The following is a 10,688-nucleotide window of genomic DNA, read 5'->3' on the forward strand; positions in this document are numbered from 1 at the left end:
TGTCCAGACGATATTCTCAGCCTGCGGAAATCCGGCACCGGCAGTTTTGAAATCGCGCACCCCAACGGGCAGCGAAGTCGCGCTGATCGACAGGATCTCCGGAACCTGAGAGCCGCGAGGCGATCTGGCGGCATTCGGCAATGAATTTATTGTTCCGGATCAGATATTCGGCGGCGAACTCCTCAGCTTGGTAGCTGCACATGTGCACGTAGGCCGCCGGTTCGGTCCAATCGCCCTGCACGGTTCCTGTCCTCTCCGCATAACCGCATCTAAGGCCCCGGCACCAACATTCAGAGTGATGAGAGATTTGAATAGTTGGAGAGTCGGCAAATCGTTGCGCGGATTCAGCAAAGCATGACAAGGCGCTCAGTGCGGAGCGCCGCCCGCGAGAAGGTACCGGTAGCCGCTGGTCGTCATCCATCGCGCGCGTGCAAGATGGGTTTCCCAAGACCGGAACGCCCGCTCCGGCTCCTGTTCTGGGTCAATGTGCAGGACGATCCTGGCCACCTCTCGCCAGTCGGCATCTTCCGCCGCCGCGTCGAGCAGGCGAATGTAGGTAAGTAGCCGCTCCTCATCATAGCCGGTCAGGATCGGGGCATCCGGTGCAATGTCGGCGACATCAGGATCGAGCAGTGGCTTGAGCAAGCGATTTCCAATCGTCGAAGTCAATTTGTCGAGAATACTCCGTGGCTGAATACTCGACAAGCATTGCACTCGCGGACATGGAAATACGCGAGGTATTTGCGCACAATCTGAGGCAGCACCGAAAGGCGGCGGCGCTTTCGCAAGAAGAACTTGCCCACCGTGCGGACGTTGATCGCACCTATATCAGTGCATTGGAACGCAGCGTCTACGGCGCGACGATAGACGTTGTCGACAAGTTGGCAAACGTTCTCGGCATCGAGGCCGCAGATCTGCTCAGACGTCCTGCACCGAATATTCAAAGATGATACGGATGATTCTCGGATTGCGATTTTGATGGCCGCTGTGAACTGCAACGGCACTCCACTGCAGCGTCCACAAGCAACGACAGCTCCCGCTCGGTTCGCGGGCGGGAGCTCGCGGCTTTCTCAATCGCCGTTGCGGCGGCCGTTGGGCCGGGACCAGATGAGGCTGTGGCCTTCTCCGTCCTCATCGTCGAAGAGGTTGGCGTAGATCGGAGCGGTGAAGCTTGGATCGTCCAACTTCAGGCCGAGATAGTCGCGGCCCTCACTGGAGCGCTTGGCCCAGGCGGCGCCGATCTCGACCTGCGCTACGAAGACGCGATGGCTGGGGGCGCTGTCGCCGGTGTGGTTTGCCTCGGGCACGATGCGGACGTTTTTGGCCTGAAGCGAGAGGGTGACGATTTCGCCGGTGAACTCGTTGTTGCCGGTCTTTTTGAAGGTTCCGATGGTCGCCATGAACTTTCTCCTTGAACTCTGTTTCGAGCCCGCACCATTGCGGCCTCGATGGCGATCTGCGGGCCGGAGGCGATCGACGCCGCATCGCTTGGGACCGCAGCGTCAGCGGAGGATGGCAGCCAAGCGACTTTGTTGTTTCGCGAGGAATGACGGCGAAGCCGGCAGGGGAAGAAAGTCGATCGGCGCCATTGCGGCTTAGGCGATTGAGGCGAAGCCGACCTTCGGCCAGATCAGCCCGTTGAAGAGGCCGTCTGGAGCGGCAGACCAGATAGAGACATCAACGGAGGATTTCCGGCGAACCATCGCACTGGCGAAATCCTGGTTACCGCGATCACCGCTGTCGATGCCTCCCCCTGAGGAGACTTCCGGAAACCGTAAGCTGGTGCTAGCACCGCGCTTAAGACACGCACGCCATGGCTCAGTTCAAGGCTGCTGACGTGCATCGCCGGATATTCGCCATCTTTGGAACGGGACGGCAGTCGTGGCGAATCCGAAGCGTGCGTCGCGCCATGTCGCGTCAGCGACAACGGAAGCGATGCACAGCCTGGTCAGAAACAGCATCCGATCCCCTCGGTCCTTCGGTGAGTTCGCCCCGATCCACGCCCCGTCCGGTTGAACGGACGTCACTATCTAGCCGATAGTGCCGGCGGCGAAGCAGCTGAAACGTGAAGGTAAGCGTGATAGTGTCGCGCCACCTGCGCATGGACGTGGATTTGACTATCGCAACCGAGGGGCGTCGGCGGGAGCGGAAATCCGGCATCCCGGACCCATCCAATCCAACGAACGGGAGAAAGCCTCCGGCCCGACCGCGGCTGTATCGTGCAACGGACAAAAGGTAAGAGAGCGGCGCTATGCGCCGCCTCCCTTGGGGCGGAAGTCGAGGACTGGGATGCCGAGCTTCTTTGCCTTGTCGGCAAGATTGTCCTGAATTCCAGTCCCGGGAAAGACGATGACGCCGATCGGCAGCACGTCCAGCATAGCGTCATTGCGCTTGAACGGGGCGGCTTTCGCATGCTTTGTCCAATCGGGGGCAAAGCCGATTTGCGGTACCTTACGATGGTCGGCCCAGCAGGAGGCTGCCTTTTCGCCACCTTTCGGCGATTTCCCGTGCATTAAGACCATATCAGGATGCTTGGCGTGGACCTGGTCGAGCTTGGCCCAGATCAACTGGTGATCATTGAAGTCGAGACCGGCGGTGAAGGCGATTTTCGGACCTGGTGGCAAAAGGACTTCCTGCGAGGCGCGTTTCTTGGCGCTGAGAAAATCGCGGCTGTCGATCACCGCAGAGGTCAGGTTGCGGTGGTTGACCATTGATCCGCTGCGCGGTCGCCAGTTCGATCCGGTGTGGCGCTCATAGTACTCGGCGGCCTGATCGCGCATCAGTTCGAAGGCGTTCTGGCGTTCGATGAGAGTCTGTCCTTCGGCCGTCAGGCGTTCCAGCTCGACCGATTTCACTTCGCTGCCGTCCTGCTCACGCTGGCTGCGGCGCTGCGCCTGCTCATTATGGTCAAGTTCACGCTCGATCCGATCTGCGGCGCGGTGAAAGACGTTGACGGTCGACCAAAGGAGATCGTCGAGGTCGGGCTCGAGGCGGGTATCTTGCAGGGTGGCGACGAACGCGTCGAAGATGTCTGCAATCGCGCCGGCGACGCGGTGGCCCTCCGGAAGCGGTCGGGGATCCGGCTCATCCGCGAAGGGCCGGTAGCCATAGAGCTGGAGTTCGGTGAGGGCGTGGTCGATCGGTGAAGACGAATGCTGTGGTTCGTAGTCGTCATGCTCGCTCATTTGGATGCTCCGTCGGTTGGACCGCGACCCTCGCGGCCTTCATGGCAGAAAGCCGGCGGGCGGGACGGTCCTGCACCCGCAGCGAAGCGGAGGGCCGGAGCGTCAGCGGAGGAGGGCGCAGGCCGGCTATTTTGCTTCGCGATGGAAAGCGCTCCCTTGGGAGCGCGCCGGAAAATAGTCGGCCGAAGACATTGCGAGGCCGGGTCGTTTGCTGGCCGATCGCCCTCTTGAAGGCCGGAGGCACGGTTTCTCTCCGATCTCAGGAGCACCCGAGCAATGCCACTACGCGGGGAGCGGCCGGTTCCGAGCTATGCCGCCACTGGCATAAATCGGGCGATGTCCTGCGGGGCGAGTTGGACCCGGGCGCGCGCTCGAAGATCAGCGATGCCGAGCCTACAGAGATCTTCGTTGAAATCGCCAAATGCCGGCGAGAGCACGATCGCTTCGATCCCGGCAGCATTTGCTCTTTCGATCAAGACATCGCGCGCGCCGTCACCGGCTGGATCGGGGTCACGGACAATGTAGAGCCGTCTGAGGGTGACGGGGAACAGGATGGCAGCAAGATGCGCGGCCGAGAGCCCTGCGGCCATGGCCATGTCGGGCAAGATACACCGAAGCGACAGGACCGTCTCGATGCCCTCGCCGGCCGCCATGACTTCGCTGGGCGGACCAAAGCGAACCGCATGCCCGAGAAGGTCGCCCATAGCGCGCCTCGGGGTATCTACCGGTGCCTTGCCCCTGCCGGAAGGGTCAATCCAGGTGCGATGTGCGCCGGTCAAATGACCGCAGACATCGGTGACGGACGCGATCATCGCCGGCCAGGTCTCAGTCGGCGAGTGTTGGTCGGGCCGATAATAGCAGTGGGGGTGAAAACGCAGGCTTTCGGTCCCGTGCAAAGCAGTAATACTGCGGTTGCGCAGATACGTCTCTACGACCGTGCCTGCAATCGGCCGCGACACCGCAAACAGCCGACGCGCTTTCTCCGACGTTTCCGACGGCGCGGCCACCAACTTCAACCGGGTTGATGCCTGCTCTGGTTCGGGATGCGGTAAGCCGAGAAACGCTATTGCCTCATGGGCAACGTCCCTGAAGTCGCTCAAGCCGCGGCTTTCGCGGATGATATCGAGAAGATCGCCGTGCTCCCCGGTCGCCGCGTCAGTCCACTTGCCGGCTGCGCCCTTTCCGCTCTGCGAGCCGACGAGCCGCACGAACATCGAGCGGCCCGGCGTGTTTCGGACATCGCCGACAAACCAGTAGCGGCCCTCGCGATGTCCGTTCGATAGATAGTGGCGACAAACCGCCTCGGCCTGCCGGCCCAAGCGTTGCGCCAGGTTGGACGCGTCGTGCCGGGGCATCATGCATCCTCCCGCGTCTCGATGCGCCGCACGGGATAGCGCTCCAGCAGCTTGCCCAGAATTGCGGGGCCAGATGCGTCGGTGGGTGCGAACATGCGCAGTTTCCAGGAGATGATCTCGCCGAAGAGGCCGTAGGTCGAAAGGCGCTCTCGCATGGTGTCGTTGAAGTCCGCCAGTTCGATTCGGTTGACGCCCATGATGCGGCTGCGCCGAAGCTGGATAGATGCGGCTGGTTCGGCCGCCGGGGATGAGACAAGCGGAAGCGGCTCCGCCGAAGCGGCAGTCTTGGAAGCGGAAACGTCAAGCATGGAGAAAACCTCGAGGAGAGCGGAACGGGATGAATCGGGGGGCCCTCTCTCTCGACCAACCCGGCTCAAATCCGTCCTGGCCGGCCTCTCTCCTCTGGACTGCGGTCTGTCCGATAGCGGGCCTTCTTCGATCCGGCTCTACGCCGCTGCACGCCGTCAGCCCAATGGTGGCGGCGGCAACGCGGTCGATAGGCGGGCGAAATCTTGGCGCGCAGTGGGAATGGCGGGTTAGCAGCAGCGGCCGAGCGAGGAGGGACGCGGCAGAACTGGCCAATTGGCTTTGCCCCTCCGGTTGGCCAGGGGAAGCGAGCATCCGGTAGGTGGTAGGAAAGAGCGCGGAGCGGCCGAAGCCACCCCGCGCGAGGCGATCTATTCGGTGGCCATATGCGGTCCGCTATCTTCAATCTGCGCACTATCGTCTGAGAGGAATTCGGGAAGCTCTTCCCCATAGCCCTCGGCTCCGGTGCCACTATCAGCGCCGGCACTACCGTCAAGGTCGACCAGGCGCAGCGGCTCGGGCAGCCAGCTACTGTCAGCCAGCAGGCGCTCGGCTTCTTTCGCCATATCTCCCTTCTTCAGATGGTCGATAAGCTGCGCGGCCGGTTCACCCTTCGCCTCTCGCACCGCCTCGAGAATGCGAGACTTGGTGATGCGGCCGAGATAGTTTTCGACAGTCGGCATCCAACCCGCCTCGATCATATCGAGACCGACGGCCCGGGCCAGTCGATCAGCTTGCGCGATCCGCTGCTGAACACCACGCGCCGAGATAGCGCCGCCGTAACGGTCGCCCTTCTCGTGGAGCGCGTTCACGCCGTAGCTGATACAATGGCCGAGCAATGCCGCACGACTGGTCTCATCGAGTGCGGCAATCCAGTCCCAAAGTGCATCGTCGTCAGTCGGCAGGTCCGATTTCCAGGCCTCATGGCGTTCGGCCACCGATTTCGCCGAGGGGCTGTCCTTCAGTTCATCTGCCTGCAGAGGGAAGAAGACGTGACGGATCGAGGCCTCCAGGCACCCGGTTCTGGTGCGGTGCTGGAACGTGTCGGTGACCAGCTTGTGCAACAACGCTGTCATGGCGACGTGGGGATTGCTGGCAACCGCATCGCGCAACGTCAGCGTCCGGTGCGCGGTCAATTCTGTCACCAGTCGGTCCGGCAGGGGCCTGACCGCATCGTCCTCGTCTTCCTCGCGCTCGACTGCCTGGCCGCCCATGGTGACAACGGCACGGTGCACCGACGGGTCGCCGGGAGCCCCGGACCCGCCGTCATTTTTCGATTCATTCGAGCCATCGAGTGAAACTGGCGGCACGTCCTCAGGACGGAAAAACCCACGTTCTACCGCGAGCGAGCCGTCGGCGTCGATGCTGACGAACGCGCCGGCGATGGCGATGTCGCTCGGATCGAACTGCCTTGGGCGCTTGTCGAAAGTGGCGAGCGCGGCCTCGATTTCCCCGAGCCGCTGATCGACCTCTTCGGGCAGCTCGTCAGCACCCTCATATTCGGTTGCAAGTTTGGCGTGCTCGGCACTGAGGGCGTCAATGGCAGCTTGCTCCTCGGCAGAGAGGTCGAGAGGATCACCCTGCAGCTGGTACAGCCCACGTGTTGCGCCGTATGGGAGACTGACAGCGACCTCGACCCACTTCCAACCTTCGGCTGCAACTTCCTGCGCAACCTCTTTGATTTTTTCCGCAACCAGGCGGTCCAGCAGCGCTGCATCCTGCAACCAGCCGCCATTGTCCGACTGGAACAGGTCGTGCATGACGATGCCACCGGCAGCCTCATAGGCATCAATGCCCACGAAGACCGCGCGCTTGTCTGATGTTCGTACCGTCGTCTCGGTCAGCATGCGCCGGATTTGATAGGGCTCTTTCGACCAGCTATTTCTGATCGCTTCCCAGACCTGCTCCTGGCGGGCACGGTCTTCGGAGACCGTGAAAGCCATGAGTTGCTCCAGCGCTATGCCGTCATCGGCATACACTTCGAGCAGCACTGGCGAGACAGAAGCCAACCTAAGCCGTTGCTTAACGACGTTGACCGACACGAAGAAGGCTGCAGCAATCTCCTCCTCGCTCATGCCTTTTTGTTGCATATCCTGAAAGGCGCGAAACTGATCGAGCGGGTGCAGCGGCGCACGTTCGATGTTTTCGGTGAGCGACACCTCCTCAGCAATGATCGTGCTGTGACGGTCGCGCACCACACAGGGCACCGGCGCGGTCTTGGCGAGGCGCTTTTGCTTCACCAGCAGCTCAAGGGCGCGAAAGCGTCTGCCTCCGGCAGGCACCTCAAACATGCCAGTCTCGTTGCCGTCGCTATCGACGACGGGCAAGACACTGAGGCTCTGGATCAAGCCGCGGCGGGCGATCGAGCCAGCGAGATCCTCGATCGAGACGCCGACTTTGACGCGCCGGACGTTGGACTGGGAGAGCACCAGCTTGTTGAAGGGGATGTCGCGCGAGGACGACAGGGTGATCTTCTGAACGGCAGTAGCCATTGGGATTTACTCCGCGACGGGCAGCCGAGAGCCTCTCTTTCGACCTCCAAACCCGTCATGAGAATTCCGACACGCCTCTCCCTCCGATGTGCTCGACAGCCACGCCACGTTTGTCGCGGAGCTGCATCTCGGTCCTGGCGTCCTGCAACGACTTCGCCGCAGCGGCGTCCGGCATCGAGGAAGACTTCGATCACAAACGCATTCGCAGGGAGAAGCCGACCTGGAAGCAGGCGGCAATCACGCTGCCTCTCACTGATCATCGTCAGTGGCGATGCTGTCAGGCAAGAACCCCAGGAGATAATCCGCAGCCTTGCTTGCCAGTGCGGCGGCGCGAAAGATCGCACGGTTGTCCTCGCGCAGCACCTCTAGCCACGAGCCGACATAGTCGGCGTGACGCACGGTCGGCGTGATGCCAAGCGAGGCGCAGCAAAAAGCCGCGCTTATCTCGGCAACCAGCTCTTCGAAGGCATACTTCTTGGTGCCAAAGGAACCAGAGAAATCCCGGTTGAGGCGTGAGACATGACCCGTGGCGTGCGCAAGCTCATGCAGGGCGGTCTGGTGCCAGTTGATCGGATCGAAATAGGCCTGGGGTGGCGGGATCCGCACATAGTCGTGGGCCGGAGCGTAGAAGGCGCGGCTGCCCCCGATCCGGAAATCGATCCCGGTTTTCTTGATCAGCGTCTCGACCTTGGGCTCGATCAGGACGGACAAGGGTGGGGGTATGGCTATCGCAACATCGTCGGGCAGCCCGTCGCACTGCGCGGCGTTGAACACCGTGAAGCGTTTGAGGAATGGGATCGATCGGGCTTGCTCGCCGGTTTCGTGGGCGCGCTTTTTCTCGTCCTCGGGCACGAATCGGTCGGCGTAGACGACCGTCGTTCCATGCTCACCCTTGCGGACGCTGCCGCCAAGCGAGAGCGCCTGACGGAAAGTCAGCCAGCTCTGTCCCGAAAAGCCCTGCTCGATCACCGAACCCCAGAGGATCAGGATATTTATCCCAGAATATTGCCGGCCGGTGACGGCGTTCTTCGGCAAGGCCAGCGGCGCTTTCGCGGCCGCCGTCCCCCATGGCTGAACCCAGGGTAGCCGACCGTCCTCCAACTCGCCGATAATCTTATTGGTGATTTCGTCATATAAGCTGGCCCGGGTGGGGGCAGCTTCGTGCCGATGCTTGGGCATTGCCAGTCTCCGCGCCGGGCGCGGGGAGCCTCTCTCCCTGCTTTCAACCCGTCAGTGCACCAAGCGCGGCCCTCTAACTCTAGGAACGCGAACGAAGATTCGGCTGCCGACCAACTCGAGAGAGATTTCCGAAACCGCGGCGTGAGGCGATCAGCAGAACCCCCAAATGCGCGGCGCGCGGGTTCCAGCCCGAGGGCCGGCCAGTGAGTCCATGGAAACGGAAGCCGCACAGATGGCCGAAGTTCAGTCGGGAGCCGTTTGACCGGCCACGGGTGCGCAGCCAGCCGAAAGGCTCGCGGAGCGTCGAGGCGCAAAGGCGAAAGCGTGTTAGGACAACCGTTCCGATTAGCAGGTCGAAGGAGCACCTTTGCCGCAGCAGCTCCAGTTGGCGCTTTTCGCAGCAGCGTGGTCAGAGGAAGGATCGCGCGGCAGGGCATCCGGCACGGCGAGATAGGAAAAAAGATGCGCTCAACGAGACCCGCGATCCGACTGTTTCCGAGTGAAACTATCGGATCATAAAGATTTGGCTGAGGGCTCCGTTTTGAAAATCCCCGACCAATTCGATGAGACCACGCCTCTCCGCGTCGAGATTGCAGCACGAATTGCCTTTCCGGACGGCTCGATGCGCGCGGCGGGCCTGCGCAAGGAGCGTGACGCTGGTCGACTTGAAACCGAGCTAATCGCCGGAAAGGAGTACGTGACCTTGCTGGCGATCACCAGAATGAGGGAATTATGCCGCGGACGTCGAAAGGGCCACACCTCGTCTGGCGGGACAAAAGCTGGAAAAAGGACGGAACACTCCGAAACCAAGCTGGATGGTTTATCCGCGATAGAACAACGTTCATCAGCGCTGATAGCTGCGAAAAAGGCCGTCCAGGACCTGAAGCTGAAAAGGCGCTCGCGGCCTACATCGCCAGCAAGTACCACCGAGTGCGCGGCGCCGAAGATGTCTTGATTGCCGAGGTCATCAACATCTACCTGAGAGAGGTTGCACCGAAGCATGCCGCGCCAGAAGAGACGGCGGCTCGGCTGGACAAAATCCTCGATTTCTTCGGTGAAAAGACGCTCGCCGCTATCAACGGCAAACTCTGCCGCGACTACACCGCGTGCTGTCCCACAGAAGCCGTTGCGCGCCGGCAACTCGAGGATTTTCGTGCGGCCATCAACTACTATCGCAGGGAAGGCTACACGACTGCCGCACCGACGATTGTCCTGCCCGACAAGGCCGGTGCACGCGAGCGCTGGTTGACGCGCAGTGAAGCGGCCGCCCTCATCTGGGCAGCGTGGCGTATGAAGCAGAAATGGAAGGGCCAGGAGAGCGGCCGGCGTACCGGACGACACCTCGCCCGCTTCATGCTTGTCGCGCTTTACACAGGAACACGCTCGGCCGCAGTCTGCGGCGCCGCCGTCCGTCCAACCAAAGGGCGTGGTAATGTGGACCTTGACCGCGGCATCTTTTACCGCAGCGCCGATGGCGCAAAGAAGACCAAAAAACGCCAGCCGCCCGTGCGCCTGCCGGACCGGCTATTGGCTCACCTCCGCCGCTGGGCGTGCACCGATCTCGATATCAGAACCAAGGCGCGCGGCAAAAGCGCAAATATCGGCCGAAAAATATCGCAAGATTTTGTCGTGGAGTGGAATGGCAAGCCGGTGGTGTCGGTAAAGAAGAGCTTTAGGAGAGCTCGCGACGCGGCCGGCCTCGGTCCCGACGTCACTTCACACACGCTTCGCCATACCGCTGCGACATGGCTTATGCGGGCCGGCGCCGACATGTGGCAGGCGGCGGGCTTTCTCGGCATCACCGTGGATGTTCTGATTGAAACTTATGGCCACCATCACCCCGACTTCCAGGCTGACGCCGCCGAGAAGATCGCCAAGAAGCAGGTCGCCGCCAAGGCGACGAAATCGGTCTCAGGACAGGTGACAATGAAACATGAACTCGGCAGGGGCGCCCTGTAGGCTCCCCACCCAAAGCTCGAAGGGAAACGCAATCATTGCGAAGCAAGTGTGACGATCGAGCCCAAAAAGCTGCAGCTTTGCTGGTAGCGCACATCGTTCGGGACGATGGGGTCGCAGGTTCAAGCTGCCGCCTATATTCGACGAGCGCAAAAAGGCTGCCGACGATCGTGGACAGGATGAAAATCGTGAAAGCCATGCCGAGCGTCACGGGT

10 protein-coding genes and 1 pseudogene are annotated in these 10,688 nt (G+C 61.6%); 2 read left to right on the forward strand and 9 right to left on the reverse strand.

All coding sequences use genetic code 11. The features are described 5' to 3' along the window. Positions 1 to 16: 16 nt before the first annotated feature. Both NKH70_RS21145 and NKH70_RS21150 read right to left on the reverse strand, forming a co-directional pair. Positions 17 to 421: a transcriptional regulator domain-containing protein gene (locus tag NKH70_RS21145; protein ID WP_352716623.1), complete on the reverse strand. Its 405-nt coding sequence runs from the start codon at positions 419 to 421 to the stop codon at positions 17 to 19. Next, complete coding sequence (locus NKH70_RS21150; RefSeq protein ID WP_352716625.1) at positions 367 to 645, reverse strand: DNA -binding domain-containing protein; 279 nt, start codon at positions 643 to 645, stop codon at positions 367 to 369. The genes NKH70_RS21145 and NKH70_RS21150 overlap by 55 nt, the downstream gene beginning before the upstream one ends. A 77-nt stretch (positions 646 to 722) precedes the next feature. Between NKH70_RS21150 and NKH70_RS21155 the strand changes: the two genes are divergently transcribed. Beyond that, positions 723 to 950: a helix-turn-helix domain-containing protein gene (locus tag NKH70_RS21155; RefSeq protein WP_352716766.1), complete on the forward strand. Its 228-nt coding sequence runs from the start codon at positions 723 to 725 to the stop codon at positions 948 to 950. Positions 951 to 1,070: 120 nt separating this feature from the next. Here the strand turns inward: NKH70_RS21155 and NKH70_RS21160 are convergent, their stop codons facing one another. The 6 genes from NKH70_RS21160 to NKH70_RS21185 form a co-directional block, all read right to left on the reverse strand. Beyond that, entirely contained in the window at positions 1,071 to 1,400 is a 330-nt protein-coding gene (locus NKH70_RS21160; RefSeq protein WP_352716627.1) for a DUF736 domain-containing protein, read from the reverse strand. Between the two features lie 849 nt (positions 1,401 to 2,249). Then, positions 2,250 to 3,185, reverse strand: coding sequence for a DUF2493 domain-containing protein (locus NKH70_RS21165; protein WP_352716628.1), 936 nt, complete (start codon positions 3,183 to 3,185; stop codon positions 2,250 to 2,252). A gap of 308 nt (positions 3,186 to 3,493) precedes the next feature. Continuing rightward, positions 3,494 to 4,540: a DUF7146 domain-containing protein gene (locus NKH70_RS21170; RefSeq protein WP_352716768.1), complete on the reverse strand. Its 1,047-nt coding sequence runs from the start codon at positions 4,538 to 4,540 to the stop codon at positions 3,494 to 3,496. Beyond that, positions 4,540 to 4,737 carry a hypothetical protein gene (locus tag NKH70_RS21175; protein WP_502908385.1) on the reverse strand — a complete coding sequence of 66 codons (198 nt, stop codon included), beginning with the start codon at positions 4,735 to 4,737 and terminating at the stop codon, positions 4,540 to 4,542. Before NKH70_RS21175 ends, NKH70_RS21170 begins: the two co-directional genes overlap by 1 nt. Before the next feature lie 480 nt (positions 4,738 to 5,217). Further along, the gene (locus NKH70_RS21180) at positions 5,218 to 7,338 is read right to left on the reverse strand and encodes a ParB/RepB/Spo0J family partition protein (RefSeq protein WP_353025918.1); all 2,121 of its coding nucleotides are present in this window, start codon (positions 7,336 to 7,338) and stop codon (positions 5,218 to 5,220) included. A gap of 249 nt (positions 7,339 to 7,587) precedes the next feature. Then, entirely contained in the window at positions 7,588 to 8,517 is a 930-nt protein-coding gene (locus tag NKH70_RS21185) for an ArdC family protein (protein ID WP_352716631.1), read from the reverse strand. A 732-nt stretch (positions 8,518 to 9,249) separates the two neighbouring features. Here NKH70_RS21185 and NKH70_RS21190 point away from each other — a divergent pair. Beyond that, a complete protein-coding gene (locus tag NKH70_RS21190) occupies positions 9,250 to 10,476 on the forward strand; it encodes a tyrosine-type recombinase/integrase (protein ID WP_352716632.1) in 1,227 nt (408 codons plus the stop codon). 127 nt (positions 10,477 to 10,603) lie between these two features. Here the strand turns inward: NKH70_RS21190 and NKH70_RS21195 are convergent. Further along, positions 10,604 to 10,688, reverse strand: a pseudogene (locus tag NKH70_RS21195) (amino acid ABC transporter permease); the annotation flags it as partial.

This window comes from Mesorhizobium sp. M0991 (genome assembly GCF_040318915.1).
Lineage (GTDB): Bacteria > Pseudomonadota > Alphaproteobacteria > Rhizobiales > Rhizobiaceae > Mesorhizobium.